The sequence below is a fragment of the Nitratireductor aquimarinus genome, assembly GCF_017255295.1.
Taxonomy (GTDB): domain Bacteria; phylum Pseudomonadota; class Alphaproteobacteria; order Rhizobiales; family Rhizobiaceae; genus Nitratireductor; species Nitratireductor aquimarinus.
Genome location: NZ_JAFKDE010000002.1, coordinates 801,638 through 820,616 on the forward strand (window position 1 = coordinate 801,638; position 18,979 = coordinate 820,616).

19 protein-coding genes are annotated in these 18,979 nt (G+C 61.0%); 14 read left to right on the forward strand and 5 right to left on the reverse strand.

Translation table 11 applies throughout. The features are described 5' to 3' along the window. Positions 1-49: 49 nt before the first annotated feature. On the forward strand, positions 50-1,153 hold the full coding sequence (locus JYP46_RS04145; RefSeq protein ID WP_206547349.1) for a porin: 1,104 nt from the start codon (positions 50-52) through the stop codon (positions 1,151-1,153). Between the two features lie 394 nt (positions 1,154-1,547). Then, positions 1,548-2,483: a tyrosine-type recombinase/integrase gene (locus tag JYP46_RS04150; protein WP_206547350.1), complete on the forward strand. Its 936-nt coding sequence runs from the start codon at positions 1,548-1,550 to the stop codon at positions 2,481-2,483. Between the two features lie 56 nt (positions 2,484-2,539). Here JYP46_RS04150 and JYP46_RS04155 read toward each other — a convergent pair whose 3' ends face one another. Together JYP46_RS04155 and JYP46_RS04160 are read right to left on the reverse strand one after the other, a co-directional pair. Beyond that, entirely contained in the window at positions 2,540-3,436 is an 897-nt protein-coding gene (locus JYP46_RS04155; RefSeq protein WP_206547351.1) for an alpha/beta fold hydrolase, read from the reverse strand. A 67-nt stretch (positions 3,437-3,503) separates the two neighbouring features. Continuing rightward, positions 3,504-5,567, reverse strand: coding sequence for a lytic transglycosylase domain-containing protein (locus tag JYP46_RS04160; protein WP_206547352.1), 2,064 nt, complete (start codon positions 5,565-5,567; stop codon positions 3,504-3,506). Between the two features lie 240 nt (positions 5,568-5,807). Here JYP46_RS04160 and dapA point away from each other — a divergent pair, with 240 nt between their 5' ends. Together dapA and smpB are read left to right on the forward strand one after the other, a co-directional pair. Then, complete coding sequence (gene dapA / locus JYP46_RS04165) at positions 5,808-6,689, forward strand: 4-hydroxy-tetrahydrodipicolinate synthase (protein WP_206546606.1); 882 nt, start codon at positions 5,808-5,810, stop codon at positions 6,687-6,689. A 120-nt stretch (positions 6,690-6,809) separates the two neighbouring features. After that, positions 6,810-7,283, forward strand: a complete 474-nt coding sequence (gene smpB, locus JYP46_RS04170) for an SsrA-binding protein SmpB (protein ID WP_113154659.1) — start codon at positions 6,810-6,812, stop codon at positions 7,281-7,283. A 37-nt stretch (positions 7,284-7,320) separates the two neighbouring features. Here the strand turns inward: smpB and JYP46_RS04175 are convergent, their stop codons facing one another. Both JYP46_RS04175 and JYP46_RS04180 read right to left on the reverse strand, forming a co-directional pair. Further along, a complete protein-coding gene (locus JYP46_RS04175) occupies positions 7,321-7,986 on the reverse strand; it encodes a uracil-DNA glycosylase (protein WP_206546607.1) in 666 nt (221 codons plus the stop codon). Further along, a complete protein-coding gene (locus JYP46_RS04180) occupies positions 7,983-8,567 on the reverse strand; it encodes a LabA-like NYN domain-containing protein (RefSeq protein ID WP_113154661.1) in 585 nt (194 codons plus the stop codon). Before JYP46_RS04180 ends, JYP46_RS04175 begins: the two co-directional genes overlap by 4 nt. A 293-nt stretch (positions 8,568-8,860) precedes the next feature. Between JYP46_RS04180 and rpoZ the strand changes: the two genes are divergently transcribed. The 10 genes from rpoZ (at position 8,861) to recO (ending at position 17,619) form a co-directional block, all read left to right on the forward strand. Continuing rightward, the gene (gene rpoZ, locus JYP46_RS04185) at positions 8,861-9,259 is read left to right on the forward strand and encodes a DNA-directed RNA polymerase subunit omega (protein ID WP_113154662.1); all 399 of its coding nucleotides are present in this window, start codon (positions 8,861-8,863) and stop codon (positions 9,257-9,259) included. Positions 9,260-9,390: 131 nt separating this feature from the next. Beyond that, the gene (locus JYP46_RS04190) at positions 9,391-11,640 is read left to right on the forward strand and encodes a RelA/SpoT family protein (RefSeq protein ID WP_206547353.1); all 2,250 of its coding nucleotides are present in this window, start codon (positions 9,391-9,393) and stop codon (positions 11,638-11,640) included. A 233-nt stretch (positions 11,641-11,873) separates the two neighbouring features. Then, entirely contained in the window at positions 11,874-12,191 is a 318-nt protein-coding gene (locus tag JYP46_RS04195) for a hypothetical protein (RefSeq protein WP_206546608.1), read from the forward strand. A gap of 93 nt (positions 12,192-12,284) precedes the next feature. Beyond that, the gene (locus tag JYP46_RS04200) at positions 12,285-13,106 is read left to right on the forward strand and encodes a methyltransferase, TIGR04325 family (protein WP_206547354.1); all 822 of its coding nucleotides are present in this window, start codon (positions 12,285-12,287) and stop codon (positions 13,104-13,106) included. 255 nt (positions 13,107-13,361) lie between these two features. Continuing rightward, a complete protein-coding gene (locus tag JYP46_RS04205) occupies positions 13,362-13,958 on the forward strand; it encodes a DUF2062 domain-containing protein (protein ID WP_206546610.1) in 597 nt (198 codons plus the stop codon). Then, positions 13,955-14,362, forward strand: coding sequence for a holo-ACP synthase (gene acpS / locus JYP46_RS04210; protein WP_113154668.1), 408 nt, complete (start codon positions 13,955-13,957; stop codon positions 14,360-14,362). Before JYP46_RS04205 ends, acpS begins: the two co-directional genes overlap by 4 nt. 90 nt (positions 14,363-14,452) lie before the next feature. Next, a complete protein-coding gene (gene lepB / locus JYP46_RS04215) occupies positions 14,453-15,202 on the forward strand; it encodes a signal peptidase I (protein WP_113154669.1) in 750 nt (249 codons plus the stop codon). 15 nt (positions 15,203-15,217) lie between these two features. Then, positions 15,218-15,937, forward strand: coding sequence for a ribonuclease III (gene rnc / locus JYP46_RS04220; RefSeq protein WP_206547355.1), 720 nt, complete (start codon positions 15,218-15,220; stop codon positions 15,935-15,937). Then, positions 15,934-16,860, forward strand: coding sequence for a GTPase Era (era, locus tag JYP46_RS04225; protein ID WP_206547356.1), 927 nt, complete (start codon positions 15,934-15,936; stop codon positions 16,858-16,860). The genes rnc and era overlap by 4 nt, the downstream gene beginning before the upstream one ends. Positions 16,861-16,878: 18 nt before the next feature. Beyond that, a complete protein-coding gene (gene recO / locus JYP46_RS04230; protein ID WP_206547357.1) occupies positions 16,879-17,619 on the forward strand; it encodes a DNA repair protein RecO in 741 nt (246 codons plus the stop codon). A gap of 7 nt (positions 17,620-17,626) precedes the next feature. Here the strand turns inward: recO and JYP46_RS04235 are convergent, their stop codons facing one another. After that, positions 17,627-18,868, reverse strand: a complete 1,242-nt coding sequence (locus tag JYP46_RS04235) for an MFS transporter (protein WP_206547358.1) — start codon at positions 18,866-18,868, stop codon at positions 17,627-17,629. Positions 18,869-18,979 lie beyond the last annotated feature (111 nt).

The window sequence follows — 18,979 nt, forward strand, 5'->3', positions numbered from 1 at the left end:
GGGCATTTTTGCTTCCACCGGTCTCATGATTCTGACTGGAGGTCAGAACATGAAACTCAAGAGCCTTCTCATCGGCTCCGCGGCTCTCGCAGCTGCTGCCACCGGCGCCAAGGCTGCCGATCCGCTTTTCGTTGCCGAGCCGGAGCCGATGGAATACGTCCGGGTCTGCGACGTCTATGGTGCCGGCTTCTTCTATATTCCGGGCACCGAAACCTGCCTGAAGATCGGCGGCTATGCGCGCTATCAGATCGACTGGTCGGATGCCGATGATTCCAAGCGTTCCCTCATGGGCGGGGATGTCTATGACGAGGTCTGGGAAACCTGGGGAGCCGGACGCAGCGATAAAGCTGGCGGCTGGCGCAAGCTCGCTCGGGCCAACCTGACAATCGACGCCCGTTCGGAAACCGAGTTCGGTACGCTGGGCAGCTTTATCGAGCTGCGGGCTGACGCCTATTCAGGTGTTTCTCGCCTCGGCGCGCCGAGCGGAAGTGGTCCATTCTCTGTCAATGGTGCAACGCGCGGCGCATATCTGAATCAGGCCTACATCACGCTTGGCGGGTTCTTCCTGGGCTACAAGAGTACGATCTTTGATCAGGGGCTCGGCGGTGAGTTCGATGCTGGCGGCTTTGATTCTTCGGTTCACACGCTGGGTTACACCTTCGTGCCGGGCAACGGCGTGTCGGTTTCGCTGGCGCTGGAAGAGAACGACTACAATTACGACTACACGCCCAATGTGGTCGGCAAGGTGGGTGTCTCGCAGGGCTGGGGGTCGTTCGACGCATTCGCAGCCTATGACGCAACGGCCAAGGAATGGGGCCTCAAGGGCTTTGCCCAGTTCAAGGCGACCAATCAGCTGAGCGTCGAGCTGCTGGCCACCTACTTCTCGGATCCGAGCCTCTACAGCAATGGCTATGACTACTCGGCCGGTGGTTACCTGAAATATGCTGCAACGCAGAAACTCTCGGTCGGTCTCGGCGGTCAGTACTTTGCTGACAAACATGGCTCCAAAGCCGACGACTGGGCTATTGGCGGTGTCATCGACTACGAGCTGGTCGAGAATCTCGATACCAAGATCGCCGTGAACTACAAGGATGGCGACAGCTACAAGGACGGCGCGATGAGCGGTTTCTTCCGCATCACGCGAAGCTTCTAACGAAGCAGCAGTGCATACCGGGATCTGGCGAGACTTCGCCGGGTCCCGGCCTTGGAGATATCGTTGTTGGCGGGCGCTTCGATCAATTGAGAGTGCTTTTGGTGACAGGGGTTGGCGACATCTTCGTGCAGGCTCTCCCATGGGTGGGTTTGCCAGTTCCGTTCAACAGGGCCGCTTAAAAATACAGACGAATGCCGCGGGGGCTCAGCGGGGCGGACGGATCAATAAGAATAAGCGTGTGTTCTTTGGACCATCAGTTAGTGGTGATGGTATCTCCGACAATCGGAGGTTGTGTACATGGGGAACTGGTACAAACTCGCTCCGTTGAGTTTCTTCGGAGGTCAGGACAAGGTTGAAATAAACGCCCTGAATTGCGTCCGGGACGCTCTCTGACATGGGGAGCGTCAATCGTCTGGAAGAGGCATGGGGTGTTTCAGGAGAGGGCTACTCTGTCACTTTCGACAGTGAGCGGCTCCGGCTTGTCTCTGAATTCAGCCTGAAGGAGCTCTTTGCAAAGTATGGCGACATACTTTGGGAGCCTGGCTCGCACAAATACAATGTCACCTTCTTTATCGGGGAGCTGGATGAGCTCCTGATGGGGAAGCGCTTCAGCACATTCGGGCAGGATGCCCTTGATGCGTTGATCGGGAAATTGCGCGCTCGCGGAAACAGCAATGCGACCATCAATCGAAAGATGGCCGCGCTGAGCAAGCTTCTGCGGAAAGCGCATAAAATGGATGACATTCACAGCCTGCCCGAATTTCGACGTCAGAAAGAGCGCTCCGGACGCATCCGCTTTCTCTCGTGGAGCGAAGAGGAGATGCTTTTCGCCGCGATCCGACGCCGCAGCGAAGATGCCTGGCGGCTTTCTGTCTTTCTGGTGGATACGGGGTGCAGGCTGGGCGAAGCCATCGGGCTGACCTGGAACGACGTGCAGGGCGGACGCGCGAGCTTCTGGATCACGAAATCCGCGCGTGCGCGCTCCGTGCCGCTGACGGCGCGTGCGCAGAATGCTGCCGGTGTCCGGAAAGAGGGGCGGGAAGGGCCGTTCGCCATGTTGCGACAGGCCCAGTTTCGCACCATCTGGAATGAAGCCAAGGCAGAGGTGGGACTCTCACAGGATACGCAGGTCGTGCCGCATGTGTTGCGCCACACATGTGCGTCGCGTCTTGTGCAGGGCGGTATTGATCTGCGCCGGGTGCAGATGTGGCTTGGCCACCAGACGCTGACAATGACCATGCGCTATGCGCATCTGGCGACCGGCGATCTCGACCCCTGCGTCGACGTTCTGGAGCGATGCTCCTGTGGGAAGATCACGACAGCCAGCTAGGCTCTGGTCCTGTGCCGGTGTGTTGGGGAGGGCGCTATCGCGGTCGGTGGGGGGCTTTATCCAGAGTGTCGCGGTGCTTTTTCGGCCTGATCGACAAAGGCTGCGATTTTTTCCGGCAAATCATCGGTTTCGAGCAGTGGTGCGTGTCCCTGTCCGGGAACGACAATGGACTGCATGTCGGGATGGCAGGCTTCCATCTCGCCCAGTGTTTTCATGGAGAGAAGACGCGAATTCTCACCGCGCACCGCAAGTAGCGGAATGCCGGTCAGGCCGGAAAAGAGTGGCCATAGCTCTGGAAGCGGGCGATCCAGGTCTATCTCTTTGAGTGGCTTGACGAGTTTCGGATCGAAATCCGCCAGAAGGCTTCCGTTTTCCTGCCGATAGAGCGCACCGGTAAAGCGTTCCCAGTCTTCATCCGAAAGGGCGGAAAAGGCATCGCCGTGGATGGTTTTCTGGATCTCAATCGCTTCTTTGAGTGTGGCCGGTTTGGGCGCGCGTTGCAGATAGGAGCGGATCTGGGCAAGACCGTCTCCCTCCACCACCGGGCCGATATCGTTGAGAACAACTGCCTTCAAAAGGGCAGGCCGTGAGGCGCTGAGCGCCATGATAATCAATCCGCCACGCGAGGTGCCGATGAAGGCCGCGTGTTCGACGCCCAGAACGGCAAGGCCGGCGGTGATATCGGCGGCCTCAATGGCCACGTCATAATGACGCCAGTCCGGGTCGCGGTCGGACAGGCCGCGTCCGCGATAGTCGAAGACGATGACCTTGCGCGGTTTCGGGGCATCGGTCGCGAGAAAAAGGGCGAGCGGGTGAAAGTCCCGCGCATTGCGTGTCAGGCCGGGAAGGCAAACCACGGGCAGGCCGGGATTGTTTTCACCATAAACGCGAGCGTGCAGTTTCAGGCCATCCTGCGCCGTGTAGTAGACATCGCGAAAATCTTCTTCCGACACAGCTTCCCTCGAATGTCGCCTGTTTGCTGTTTGTATCAGACGGTTGGCGCATTGATCAGAGTCTCGATCAGCCGCCGACCGTCAGATCCTTTTCGATGTCGAACCGGCCGGTCAACTGCATCTTGTAGATCTGCAGATTCTCCATCACCCGTTGAACATAGTTGCGCGTTTCCGAATAGGGAATGCGTTCGATCCAGTCGACGATCTCCTCCACCGATTTTCCGCGTGGATCACCATAGCGGCCCATCCATTCCGTGGCGCGGCTCGGACCGGCATTGTAGCCGGCGAAGGTGAGGATGTAGGAGCCGTTAAAGCGCGCGAGCTGTTCTTCCAGATAGGCTGCGCCAAGCGTCACATTGTAGGTGGGGTCTGCCGTCAGGCGGGCGCGGGAATAGGGCAGGCCGCTCTTACGCGCCATTTCCTGTGCCGTTGCAGGCATGAGCTGCAGGAGGCCGCGCGCTCCGGCGGGCGAGACGGCGGCAGCGTTGAACTCCGTTTCCTGCCGGGCAATGGCGTAGGCGAGGGCCTGCCGGGCAGACGGGATGGAGGCGGCGTCCGGGATTGCGCCGACCGGATGGGCAAGTGCGCCGATGTCCAGTCCGCGCCCGGCTGCGATCTTGCCGACGCGCAGCGCCGTTGTGTAGTCGCCTCGGTTTGCCGCCATATTGGCCAGAAGCGCCAGCTCGCCCGGATTGTCGAGCTGTTGTGCGAGTTTCCGGTAAAGGCTGCCGGCGCGCCATGCATGGCTTGTCTGTTCCAGGCTCTTGATTGCTCGCACCATCTCGCGGGCAAAAAAGTGCCGCCGGTCGTCGTCCCGGGGGGCGGGCGCATCGGCTGCGAGCTTCGATTGCCCGAGCCGCGCCGTCGCCAGCTGCCCGTAGAAGGTCGCGCCGAAGCGCGCCGCCTCTTTATAATGAGCGTCCGCATCCCCGGGGGCGCCGGCCTCTGCCGCGCGGCCGAGCCAGTAATGCGCTCTGGCGTTGGAAATCGGCCCTTCGGCGATGCGCGTGAAATGCTCTGCCGCCTTTTCAGGCCTGTCGAGCATGCGCAGTGCATACCAGCCGGCATGGAACTCCGCATCGGCTGCCCGCGAAGGGCTTTCGGCCGCATGGTTCGCCGCGACCTTATAGGCCGTTTCCGCGTCATCGATATCCAGAAGCTCGCGGGAGAGGACGCGTCGCTCCACCCACCATTCATCCGGGTCGATCAGGCTTTGCGCATCCTGCGGCGCGGTCAGCATGACCTTTGCAGCCTCGTCGAACCGGCCGCTGCGGCGCAAATAACGGGTTTTGGCGAAAAGATATCCGGCGCTCTGCTGCGCCTCGGGCACGGCGTCGAGCAGCTCTTCCGCATTTTTCTCGCCGCGAATGACCGCCGCCCATGCCCTGGTCAGTTCCACACCGCCGGCGCGTTCTGCGACGCGTTCGGCGGAGCGTATGCGCGCATTATACAGCATCTGCTCCATCCGCACCCGGTGGTCGGCGGTTGAGAGCAGGGTGTCGAACTCTTTCATGAACGCTGTTTCGCGCGCCGCATCGAGTTTTGCCCCGCGCCAGAATGTGGATACCAGCGCACGCGCCTTGTCTTCCTGCGATAGCGCCAGATGCGCGCGGGCAAGCGCCACCGTTCCCTCAAAGGTTCGGGGCGGCATGTCTCCAAGCAGGGCGACGACCACATTGGGGCGCTGATTCTCGCGATAAAGCGCCCGCTCGCTGTGATCGCGCAGGGTGAGCATGCCGGGCCAGCCGGCGAGGTCGCCGGCAGTCTTGGCAATTTCGGCGCTGGACAGCGTGTCGCTGGCGGAAAGAACCAGAGACCAGCTCAAAATGCGGCGCTCGAGCCCGTTTTCCGTCATGCTGTTGCGCAGGGTGCGCGCCGTTTCGGGATCTCCGGTCGAGATGGCGTCCAGTCCCGCGATCATGGCGCGCATGTCGGTCGACTGACCGGTTTCGCCGTCCACGACATTGGGGCGCACGGTTGCACGGGTCAGCGCGTCAATCACGGCGCTGGGCGCAGTTGCTGCATCGGGACGCGCAAAGGGGATGGGCGCCATTTCGGGCAAAGACTGGGCCTGCACGATTGTCGAAACGGAGAGGAGAAGCAGCGGGACAAGCGCGGCTGATGTCTTCATGCAAAAAGCACCCGAACAGGTCGACCAGAGGTCCGACGATAATGAACCAGCGTGGACGCTGTTTTTTTCGGCGAGACGGGCCCGACCCCGTCCTGCTGAAGCAAACATGCCACTCAGGTCGGATTCTTGCGGGCAAGAGATGGCAAGACTATGGTGCGCCGCGACATCTTCGGCTAGAAGCATCCGTCGGCGGTTCTGGCCGTCATAATTGCATCCAATCTCATTCAGGAGTTCGACATTATGTTCAGGGGGTCTCTCACAGCGCTTGTGACACCGTTTGCCAAAGATGGCAGCCTGGACAAAAAAGCGTTTCGCGAACTCGTTGAATGGCAGATTGCCGAAGGCACGACGGGTCTTGTTCCGGTCGGCACCACGGGCGAAACGCCCACGCTGACGCATGAAGAGCATCGCGAAGTGGTCCAGATCTGCGTCGAGACGGCTGCCGGTCGCGTTCCGGTGATCGCAGGCGCAGGGTCCAATTCCACCCGCGAAGCCGTTGCGCTGGCCAAGTTCGCCGAAGAGGTGAAGGCCGACGCGGCACTGGTGGTCACGCCGTATTATAACAAGCCGACGCAGAACGGTCTCTATGAGCATTTTGCGACGGTGGCGCGTTCGACGAGCCTGCCGATCATCATCTACAACATTCCGCCGCGTTCGGTGATCGACATGTCGCCCGAGACCATGGGCCGGCTGGCGAAGGACTTTGCCAATATTGTCGGTGTGAAGGACGCAACGGCGAAGGTCGACCGCGTTTCAGAGCAGCGTCTCACCTGCGGCAAGGACTTCATCCAGCTCTCCGGCGAAGATGCGTCGGCTCTGGGCTTCAACGCACATGGCGGCGTCGGCTGCATTTCGGTGACGGCCAATGTGGCGCCGCGCCTGTGCGCGGAGTTCCAGGCGGCAACGCTTGCCAATGACAAGGAAAAGGCCCTTGAACTGCAGGACCGGCTGATGCCGCTGCACAAGGCGATCTTCATCGAGCCGGGCCTGTGCGGTGCGAAATATGCGCTGTCGCGTCTCGGCAAGGCCGAAAATCGGGTCCGCCTGCCGCTCGTGCCGATCGAGGCTTCCACCGCGGCGGCCATCGACGCAGCCATGCAGCACGCAGGCCTGCTGAAGTAGAGCATTTTGCAGCCGGGCAAATACGCACGGCGTCGCACAAATGCGGTGAAACAAACGGGCATTCTTCTGCCCGCTGGAAGGCGGAAGCGCTCATGAGCGCTTCCGGCGCATTTGGGACACATGGCGAAAGACAAGAATCCGAACGTTCAGACGATTGCCGAAAACCGCAAGGCGCGCTTCTCCTATGAAGTGCTGGACACGCTGGAAGCCGGCATTGTTCTGACGGGCACCGAAGTGAAGTCGCTGCGCGAAGGGCATGCGAACATCCAGGAAGCCTATGCCTCGATAGAGGACGGCGAATGCTGGCTGATCAACTCGTATATCCAGGAATATTCCGCCGGCAACCGGTTCAACCATGAGCCGCGGCGCAAGCGCAAACTGCTGATCTCCAAGCGGGAACTCTCAAGGTTCGCCCAGTCAATCGAGCGGGAGGGCATGACCCTCGTGCCTCTCAAGCTCTATTTCAACGAGCGCGGGCTGGCCAAGCTCCAGGTCGCCGTGGCGCGCGGCAAGAAGCTGCACGACAAGCGCGAGACTGCCAAGAAGCGCGACTGGAACCGCGAAAAGGCAAGGCTCCTGAAGCAGAGCGGTTGATCCGCATACTGCCGCAGAAGCGTTTCGCCATCAGAATCTAATTATCGAGAAATTCGCGTATATCGCGGAAAACGCTGACGAACATGTCTTCGGTCAGGCGGCCGGTGTTCGTGTTGTAGCGCGAGCAGTGATAGCTCGAGAATATGGAAAAGCCGGCGACTTCCTGGCGCGCGCCATGCGCGAACTTGTGTGCCGCGACGCGGCCGCCAAGGGCGCGCACGGTTGACTGATGCGCGATCACGCCGAGCGTCAGAATGGCCTTCATGTTTTTGAAGCGCTTCATCGTGGGGGCGAAAAAGTGTTCGCGGCAGGTGTTTATTTCCGAACCCACGGGCTTGTTTTCCGGCGGCACGCAGCGCACGGCATTCACGATTGCCGCATCGATGAGGGTGAGGCTGTCGTCTGGGCGCGCCTCATACTCTCCTTCGGCGAAACCAAAGCGTTTCAGCGTGCTGTAGAGGAGGTCGCCGGCGTAATCGCCGGTGAAGGGGCGGCCGGATTTGTTCGCGCCGCGCAGGCCCGGTGCGAGGCCGACAATCAGAAGCGAGACATTGTCGTCGCCGCCTTTGGGAAGAAAGGCCGGGACCGGCGCGTTGTGCCACTCGGGCTCCTTGACGCGCCAGTCTGCGATGAACTGGTGCAGGCGCGGACAAAGCGCGCAATCACGCGGCGGCTCGGTGGCCTGCGCCGGAACAGTGCTCATAGATCGTCGAACGTCTCGTCATCTTCAGGATCAGCCTTGCGGGAAGGCCGCTCGCTTGTCGCACGGCCAACTTCGTCGCGCAATGAGGAGAGATCGATGAAATTGTCCGCTTGACGGCGAAGATCGTCAGCGATCATCGGCGGCTGGGACTGGATGGTGGAAACGACGCTGACCTTGCGGCCCTTGCGCTGAAGAGCCTCGACCAGCGTGCGGAAGTCACCATCGCCGGAGAAGATCACGTAATGATCAACCACGTCGCACAGCTCGAGGGCATCGATTGCCAGCTCGATGTCCATGTTGCCCTTGATCTTGCGGCGACCTGCGGAGTCGGTGAACTCCTTGGCCGGCTTGGTAACGACCTTGTAGCCATTGTAATCCAGCCAGTCGATCAGCGGGCGAATGGACGAATACTCCTGATCCTCCACCAGAGCGGTGTAGTAGTAGGCGCGCAGCAGGTAGCCGCGTTCCTTGAAGCTGCTCAGGAGCTTGCGGTAATCGATGTCGAACCCTAATGCCCGCGATGTGGCATACAAATTTGCGCCATCAATGAAGAGCGCTATCTTTTCCCGTGGATCGAACATCGTCAAATTTCCTGTTTCAAAAAAGGTTGGCGCACAAAACGAAAGCGTCGCGCCGGAAGGTGCCCAAAAAGCTATCTCTTATGAGGAAATAGCGCTGAACTATGATAGTTCCAACCAATATATAAATTCGTCATAATTACAAGCTGTGGGCTGGCGCGCCGGCTGCCATCACCGCGCCGCAATTGCGTGTTGATCGGAAAGCAAGCGTTGCGTCTCGGCCTTGAATTTTTCGGGCTGGCAGGGTATTGACGCGCTGGATTTCCTTGCAGATTTACGCATGAAAGGGGCACTGAATGGCCCGTGTGACCGTTGAAGACTGTATCGACAAGGTCGATAACCGCTTTGATCTCGTGCTCCTGGCGAGCCACCGCGCCCGCCAGATTTCGCAGGGCGAAGCAATTACCGTGGACCGCGACAACGACAAGAACCCCGTTGTCGCCCTGCGCGAGATCGCTGACGAGACCCTGTCTCCGGGCGACCTCAAAGAAGATCTGATTCACTCGCTGCAGAAGCATGTCGAGGTTGACGAGCCGGAAGCCGATCTCCCGGAGATCAGCGAGCCGTCCGCCGAGGCCGTGGAAGCAAGCGCAGAGCAGCCGGAGGAGGAGATTTCCTTCGACCGCATGAGCGAAGAAGATCTGCTCGCCGGCATCGAAGGCCTCGTGCCGCCGGAAAAAAGCGACGATTTCTGATCGACACGAATGTTCGGCATGGCAATCTCTTCCTTGCCGGAACATTCCTGCCTATCTTAAACATGCGCCGTGCACCTCGCGGCGCATGTTTTGCTTTGCGTAGACAACAATAAGAACAGAGGAAGCCGCCCATGATGCGTCAATACGAGCTTGTCGAGCGTGTTCAACGCTACAAGCCGGACGTCAATGAGGCGCTACTCAACAAGGCCTATGTCTACGCAATGCAGAAGCACGGTCATCAGCGCCGCGCCTCTGGCGATCCCTATTTTTCACATCCTCTGGAAGTTGCCGCCATCCTGACCGACATGCATCTGGACGAGGCGACCATTGCTGTCGCCCTCCTGCATGACACGATCGAGGATACGAGCGCCACGCGCGCCGAGATCGATGAACTGTTCGGCCCCGATATCGGCAAGCTCGTCGAGGGTTTGACCAAGCTGAAGCGCCTCGATCTCGTTTCCAAGAAGGCGCATCAGGCAGAAAACCTGCGCAAGCTTCTGCTCGCCATTTCCGACGATGTGCGCGTGCTTCTGGTGAAGCTTGCCGACCGCCTGCACAACATGCGCACGCTCGATCACGTGCCCGAGCACAAGCGGCTCCGGATCGCCGAGGAGACGATGGACATCTATGCGCCGCTGGCCGGTCGCATGGGCATGCAGGACATGCGCGAGGAGCTTGAAGAGCTCGCCTTCCGCCACATCAATCCCGAAGCGTTTCGCGCTGTGACGGAGCGGCTGGCGGAGTTCTTCGAGCGCAATCGCGGGGTCATCAAGGCCATTGAAGAGGCGCTGTCACACCTCTTTACAGAACACCAGATCGAGGCGACGGTGAAGAGCCGCCAGAAGAAGCCCTGGTCGGTGTTCCGCAAGATGGAGACGAAGGCGCTTTCCTTCGAGCAGCTGTCGGACATTTTCGGTTTCCGCGTGCTCGTCGATACGGTCGAAGACTGTTACCGGGCGCTGGGCGTCATCCACTCCACTTGGTCGATGGTGCCGGGGCGCTTCAAGGACTACATCTCCACGCCCAAGCAGAATGACTACCGGTCGATCCATACGACGATTGTCGGGCCGTCGCGCCAGCGCGTGGAACTGCAGATCCGCACCTATGACATGCACGGCATTGCCGAATACGGTGTTGCCGCGCATTCGATCTACAAGGATTTCGGCGGCAAGGTGAACGGCGCGGATCACCGCATCTCGCGCGACACCAATGCCTATGCCTGGCTGCGGCGCACCATCGAGGCGCTGTCTGAGGGCGATACGCCGGAAGACTTCCTCGAAAACACCAAGCTGGAGCTGTTCCAGGACCAGGTTTTCTGCTTCACGCCCAAGGGGCGGCTGATCGCGCTGCCGCGCGGGGCAACGCCCATCGACTTTGCCTATGCGGTCCACACCGAGGTGGGCGACACCTGTGTCGGCGCAAAGGTCAATGGCCGGATCATGCCGCTCATGACCGAGCTGAAGAACGGCGACGAAGTGGAGATCATCCGCTCCAAGGCGCAGGTGCCGCCGGCGGCGTGGGAATCGGTCGTTGTCACCGGCAAGGCGCGCGCCGCCATCCGCCGCGCCACGCGAAACGCGATCCGCAAACAGTATTCCGGTCTCGGCGCGCGCATTCTCGAGCGCGCCTTCGAGCGGGCCGAAAAGACCTTTTCGCGCGATGCGCTGAAGCCGGTGCTGCACCGGCTCGGTCGGCAGGATGTGGAGGATGTTCTGGCTGCGGTCGGGCGCGGGGAGCTTTCCTCGCAGGACGTGGTTCGCGCCGTGTTCCCCGACTACAAGGACGAGCGCGTCACGCAGGCCCCCAAGGAGCGCGAGGAGGGCTGGTTCAACCTGCGCAATGCGGCGGGCATGCTGTTCCAGATCCCCGGCCGCTCTTCGCGCAAGGCCAAGCGCACCACGCGTGATGCTTCGGGCGAAACCCCGCAGGGCAACGCCGTGCCGATTCGCGGCGTGACGGGCGATCTGCCGGTCAGCTTCGCGCCTGAAGGGGCGGTGCCGGGCGACCGCATTGTCGGCATTCTTCAACCCGGTTCCGGCATCACCATCTATCCGATCCAGTCGCCGGCGCTCACCGCGTTCGACGATCAGCCGGAGCGGTGGATCGATGTGCGCTGGGACATTGACGAGCACATGAAGGAGCGCTTCCCGGTCCGCATGTCCGTCACGGCCATCAACGAGCCCGGCTCGCTGGCCGAGATCGCGCAGGTGGTGGCCTCAAATGACGCCAACATTCACACGCTCGCCATGGAGCGCACGGCACCCGATTTCACCGAAATGCTGTTCGATCTCGAGGTCTGGGACCTGAAGCATCTCAACCGGCTGATTTCGCAGCTCAAGGAAATCACCAGCGTGAGCGATGCGCACCGCGTGAACGGCTGATCGCACGGGCGGGCAAGGCATCACAATGTTGCGGCCCGCTGTCCTATGGTGGTGGGGCATGCGCCAATAGGCGGTCGCGCCGCCCCGACAGTCAGCAAAATGGCCCGCCCGTTCGCAAATTGGTTACTTGCGGCGCGGCCGGGGTGAATTGACCCGACCAGCGCTCATGAACAACGTGCCGAATGCGCTGTTTCTGGCAAGATACGCCTTTGGCGAGACTGGGAGTAGGCGGGGTGATCGCGGTTTTCACCTTGATCGTTTTGCTGTTCTACCCAATGCCTGGGGCCAGCGCACACCCGGCTCCCGAGATGGCAACCGCAAGCGTGATTGCAGTCGCCGCTGATCATGGGCCGGAGGGCTATGCTCATGATGACGTGGATGCCTCCGCTCAGGACTGCTGCGCCCTTCACTGCATGCCCATGGGGCAGTCCTCTTTCCATGCCATCCGGCCTGTGCGCTTCGCCGCGTGTCTGGCCGCTGATCCGGCAGAAAACATCTGCGCCTTTCAGGCTAAACGATTGCTCAAGCCGCCCCGTCAAAACCTCTCCTGAACATTCTCCCCGCGCGATCTGAACGCCTCACGCATCGCCGTGCGTTCGTCCGGGCGCGGGGAGGAACGCTCCTTCTGTTCAAGAGAGGCTGATATGAAAGCTCTACTGCATTTCGACAGTGGCGGGATCAAGCGCGCCGCCCGGCCGTTCCGCTCCGCTCTTTCAAAGCTGCATCTCGTCGCCCGCCGTGCGGAGCTGACGGGCGCATATCCAGACCGGCAAAGCGCCGTGCGCGCAGCGCCGGGCTGGGCGCTGACCGATTACGATCACGAAGTGGTCGTGCCCGTTGCGCTCGACAAGATGAGCCGGGTCATTGACTGGGATTACCCGATCCTCTTCTGGCTCGAACGGGAGTTGCGCGCACGCAATGGCGCGCCGTTGCGCCTGCTGGATGCCGGTGGGCATGTGGGTACCAAGTTCCGTGCCTTTCGTGACCTTCTGGACCTCTCAAGGGTGCAATGGCAGGTCTATGAACTGCCGGCGATGGTGAAGGCGGGAAGGGAGATGGCGGTCTCCGAAGGTCTGGAGGCGCAACTCTCGTTTTGCGATTGCCTTGAGGAAATAGAAGAAGCGGACATCCTGCTTTGCTCGGGGCTGCTGCAATATCTGGATATGCCGTTTCCCGATTTCGTCAAAAGCCTGCCTGCGCGGCCAAGGGTCATCCTTCTCAACAAGGTCGCCTTAAGGGAAGGGCCTTCGGTCTACACGCTGCAGCGTGGCGGGCCGACCTATCTGCCCTACCATATCCGCAACAAGGCCCGCTTTCTGGATGACCTGGAGGCGCTCGGTTATCAGGTCGTCGACAGCTGGCGTATCCAGTATCTGGCGCATCAGGTTGCGAGTCACCCTGAACTCGGCTGGAGCGAAAGCCGCGGCTACATGCTTCAGGACAGGAACATGGCGCGCGTTTCATAGCCGCGCGTCATGCGGTCACTGATTGATCGGCGGCGTCAAAATTCTGCCGTTTCAGGCGCTTAGAACAATCGCGTTTCCGGCCATCTCTTCGGAAGCGCAATTGGTCGCGTGGTTGCCCTTGCCCCATCTGTCTCAGCTTGCCTATATCGATGCACAAACCGGTTTGCGGGAACGCGCCGTTAAGGAGGTCGGTCTTATAGGATCGGAGTGCTGGGGGAGAAGCATGTTGGCATTCGGGGGTGCGGTGTAGGCGCGATGTTGTTTCGACGTAGAAAACCTGCCGATTTATGGGAAAAGACGCGAACCCTCGTTTGGCCGCGTCGGTCTTTCTGGCGATCCGCACAATATTTCGTAAAGCGGGCCCTTCGGCTCACGGCAACGCCGCATGCCATCGCAGCCGGTGTTGCGGCAGGCGTTTTTGCGTCCTTCACGCCCTTCATGGGCTTTCACTTTTTCATCGCCGCCGGTCTGGCCTGGTGCCTGGGCGGAAACCTTGTCGCCTCGGCCATCGGCACCGCCATTGGAAATCCGCTGACATTCCCCTTCATCTGGGGCGCGACGCTCGAGACCGGGCGCATGATCCTCTACGGCGGCGATATTCCTCAGGGAGCGCCCATCCATCTGGGCAAGATGCTGAGCCATCTCGAATTCTCGCAGCTCTGGGAGCCACTCCTGAAGCCCATGTCCATCGGCGCTCTGCCGCTCGGGATCACCTTCGCTCTGGTCTTCTATTTTCTGACACGCTGGGCGGTTTTCGGGTTTCGTGAGCAGCGCCGCAAACGCCTTGCCGAGCGCGCACGCCGCAGGGCGAACCAGCAGGCCTTTGGTGCAGGGACGGCAACAAGTTCATGATTATCGGTATCGGAAGCGACCTGATCGACATTCGGCGCGTCGCAAAAACGCTCGACCGCTACGGCGAACGGTTCACGCAGCGTGTGTTCACGGAGGTGGAGCGCGCGAAGTCTGACAAGCGCCGCGAGCGTGCTGCCTCCTACGCCAAGCGCTTCGCAGCCAAGGAAGCCTGCTCCAAGGCGTTGGGCACGGGCATTTCGCGCGGCGTCTTCTGGCGCGAAATGGGCGTCGTGAACCTGCCGGGCGGCAAGCCGACCATGGAGCTTTCCGGACGCGCGCGCGAGCACGCCATGAACATGACGCCGCCTGGAATGAAAGTGCTTGTCCATTTGACCATTACCGACGACTTTCCGCTGGCTCAGGCATTCGTGATTATCGAGGCGGTTCCCGACACGGGAAACTGAGGCTGAAAACTGCGCAAGGGAGCGTTGTCGCATTGCCGCCGCCTTTCTGGCGCGATAAGACCGTGCCGAAACAGTCGAACCGAGGAAGTAATGAGCGTGGCTGACAAGACGAAGAAGAAATCGGGCGGGGCAGGCGAGACGGTGAGCGTGATCGTCCAGGCGCTTATTCTGGCGCTGGTTATCCGCACCTTCTTTTTTCAGCCATTCTCCATTCCATCGGGCTCGATGCGTCCGACCCTGCTTGAAGGCGACTATTTGTTCGTCACCAAGTGGGCTTACGGTTATTCTCGCCATTCGCTGCCGTTCTCGCCGCCGCTGTTCTCCGGCCGTATCTGGGCGTCCGAGCCCGAGCGCGGCGATGTGGTGGTGTTCAAGTTCCCGCCGAACCCGTCCATCGATTACATCAAGCGTGTGGTTGGCCTGCCGGGCGACAAGATCCAGATGCGCGATGGTGTTCTCTTCATCAATGATGAGCCGGTGCAGCGCGAGAAGCTTGGCCAGATCACCGATCCCGACATCACGGAGATGGACCGCCCGGTCGATGTCTATCGCGAGACCCTGCCCAATGGCGTTTCCTACGAGACGCTGGACCTGACGGAGACCGGCTTGGGCGACAACACGCGTGAGTTCGTGGTTCCTGAAGGCCATTACTTCATGATGGGCGACAATCGCGACAACTCTGCCGACAGCCGTTTCTCGGTCGGTTTCGTGCCGGCTGAAAACCTGGTGGGCCGCGCCAATGTGATCTTCTTCTCCATCGCCGGCGGTGCAAGTCCGCTTGAGCTGTGGCGCTGGCCGTCGGAAGTGCGCCCGTCGCGCATTCTCAACTGGGTCGACTGAGCCTTGCCAAAAACCATGGCTGTCAAACGTCTGCGCGGACCCCAGCTCGTCGCTGAAGTGTCCCGGCGCACCGGGTTTGCTTACAAAGACGCCGCGCTGGTCGAGGAAGCGATGACGCATTCCAGCGCGCGCGGTCGCGCGGGCGTGGATTATCAGCGTCTTGAATTTCTCGGCGACCGGGTTCTCGGACTGGCCGTTGCCGAACTGCTTTTTGAAAGCTTTCCCAAAGCGCCGGAAGGCGAACTCTCGGTGCGCCTCAATGCGCTGGTGAATGCCGAGACGCTGGCCGAAGTCGCCGACGAACTGGATATCAGCCCGCTGATCCATATGGGCAGCGATTTGCGTGGGGCTGCGACACGCAAACAGATCAATCTGCGCGCCGATGTGATGGAAGCCCTGATTGCGGTCGTCTTCCTGGAAGCGGGGATCGACGCGGCCCGCACATTCGTTCGCACCCATTGGGGATCGCGCGCGCGGGCCAAGGGCGCTGACCGACGCGATCCCAAGACAGCGCTGCAGGAATGGGCGCATCAGGTTGCTGGCGTCACGCCAGCCTATAGTGTTGACGATCGGCAGGGACCGGATCACGATCCGGTCTTCTCGGTCACCGTAAAGATCAAGGGTTATGACCCCGCATTCGGCAAGGGACGCTCCAAGCGCGAAGCCGAGCAGGCGGCGGCCACGACCATGCTGGAGCGCGAAGGCGTCTGGCATAGAAACGAGAACGTATCATGAGTGAAGACATATCGATTGACAGCCCGCAGGGTGAAACCCGCTCCGGCTTCGTGGCGCTGATCGGCGCGCCGAATGCCGGCAAATCGACGCTGCTCAATCAGCTCGTGGGCGCAAAAGTGTCCATCGTCACCCATAAGGTGCAGACAACCCGCGCCATCGTGCGCGGCATCGCCACCCATGAGAGTGCGCAGATCGTGTTCATCGACACGCCGGGCATCTTCAATCCGCGTCGCACGCTCGACCGCGCCATGGTCACCACCGCCTGGGGTGGGGCCAAGGACGCCGATGTGGTGGCGTTCCTCATCGATGCCGAACGCGGCATCAAGGGAGATGCGGCAGCCATTCTTGAAAAGCTCAAGGACGTCGCTCAGCCCAAGATCCTCATCCTCAACAAGGTCGACCGCGTGAAGCGCGAAACCCTTCTTGAGCTGGCGGCAAAGGCCAATGAGGCGGTGGCGTTCGAGCGCACCTTCATGGTCTCGGCGCTGCAGGGCTCGGGCTGCGATGACCTGCTTTCCTATTTCGCCGAAACGCTGCCGGTCGGTCCCTGGTACTATCCGGAAGACCAGATTTCGGATCTGCCGATGCGCCAGCTCGCTGCCGAGATCACGCGCGAGAAGCTGTTTCTGCGGCTGCATCAGGAAGTGCCTTACGCCATCCATGTGGAGACGGAGAAATGGGAGGAGCGCAAGGACGGGTCCGTGCGCATCGACCAGGTCGTCTATGTGGAGCGCGACAGCCAGAAGAAAATCGTGCTCGGCCACAAGGGCTCGGCGATCCGTGCCGTCGGACAGGCAGCGCGCGAGGAAATCGCCGATATTCTTGAGCAGAAGGTCCATCTCTTCCTCTTCGTGAAGGTGCGCGAAGGCTGGGGCAATGACCCCGAGCGCTACCGCGAGATGGGGCTTGAATTCCCGTCCTGACGGGAGGACAGTGGCCGCATGGAATGGCGCGACGAAGGGATCATTCTGGGCGCCAGAAAGTATGGCGAGACGAGCGTCGTCCTTGAAACGATGACGGCGGCACATGGCCGTCATCTGGGGCTGGTGAAGGGCGGCCGGTCACGCCGCATGCAGCCACTCCTGCAGCCGGGCAATCGTGTTGATCTCGTCTGGCGCGCCCGGCTCGAAGAGCATCTGGGCGCGTTTCAGGTCGAACCTCTCGAGCTCAACGCAGCGCGATTGCTCGCCTCGGCCGTCGCCATTCACGGCATCCAGCTTCTGGCCGCACATCTGCGGCTCATGCCCGAGCGCGACGCGCATGCGGGGCTCTACGAAACACTCAAGGTCATCACGGCGCATCTGGACGAGCCCGAGATTGCCGGGCCGCTGATGGTGCGGTTCGAGCTGGCGCTTCTGGACGAGCTGGGTTTCGGGCTGGATCTTGGAAAATGCGCGCTAACGGGAAGCCGCGAAGGGCTGGCCTATGTCTCTCCCAAATCGGGGCGTGCGGTGACGCAGGAGGCCGGAACGCCTTGGCGCGACAAGCTTTTGCCATTGCCGGCTTTTCTGACCACGCGGAACACGGCGGAGACGACGCGCGAAGCGCTCGATGACGCCTATCGGCTGACCGGATTCTTCTTTCATCGCAATGTATACGAGCCGCGCGGCATGGAAGAGCCCGATGCGCGCGGCGGTTTTCTGATGGCGCTGGCCCGTAGCGCCGAGCGCGCCGCGGACTGATCTTCGCTTATTCTGCCGGGGCGAGGGACGGGCGCGTAACAGCGGCTTCCCGGATCGGCATGTGCACCAAGGCGGCGAACAGGCCGAGCAGAACGCCAAGCCACCACACGGGATCGTAGCTGCCGAAAATGTCGTAGAGATAGCCGCCGAGCCAGACGCCCAGGAAGGAGCCGACCTGGTGGGAGAAGAACACGATCCCGCCCAGAAGCCCCAGATGGCCCGTGCCGAACATGATCGCCACCAGACCGTTCGTCGGGGGCACGGTGGAGAGCCATAAAAGCCCCATGACGATGGCGAAGATGATGACGCTTGTGGGTGTCTGGGGCAGGAGCAGGAAGGCCGTCACCGCGATGGAGCGCGCGATATAGATCAGCGACAGGAAGCCCGGCTTTGAATAGCGTTGACCGATATAGCCGGACGCCAGAGAGCCGATAATGTTGAAAAAGCCGATTAGCGCCAGCGCGATTACCGCATAGCGCGCATCAATGCCGATGTCGCCGATATAGGCGGGGAAGTGCGCGGTGATGAAGGCGACCTGAAAACCGCAGACGAAGAAGCCCGCAACCAGCAGAAGGAAACTGCGATGGCCGAAAGCCTCGCGCAACGCTTCGCCGATGGTCTGCTTGAAGATCTCGGCGCTGTTTCTGGCGGTGGCGGCATTGCCGACGAGCGGGATTGCCAGAAGCGGCACCACCAGCATGGCTATGCTCATATAGACAAGCGTGTCCGACCAGCCGAATGCATCAATCAGCCCCTGACTGATCGGGGCGAAGACGAACATGCCGGCCGAGCCGGCGGCTGTCGCCAGACCGAAGATCAGGCTGCGCTTGTTGGCAGGCGTGCTGCGCGCGAAGGCCGCGAGAATGATGCCGAAGGAGCCGCCCGCGACGCCGAGCCCCACAAGCACGCCACCGCCGATATGCAGCATGGCTTCGCTGGTGGGCATCGACATCATCAGAAGACCGGCAGCGTAGATCACTGCAGAAAGCGCCAGAACCCGCCAGGTTCCAAACCGGTCTGCTATCGCGCCGAAGATCGGCTGACCGACGCCCCAGAGCAGGTTCTGGATCGCCATGGCGAGACCGAATGTGGTGCGGTCCCAGCCGGTTTCGGCCAGAAGCGGGAGCTGAAAGAAACCCATCGCCGAACGCGGGCCGAAGTTCAGTGCCGCGATCAGGCACCCGCAGACAACCACCAGCCAGGGAAAAGAGGGCTGGCCGGTATCCCGGCTGGTGCTTTGCTGTGTCATGGGAGTTTTCGCCTTGCGCTTCCAGTGTGGGAGGACGTTTCGGCGTGCAACCTAGCTCAGCAGTGCAACTGTTTTAATCGACAAATTGTGCACGAAAGATCAGTTTTTCTC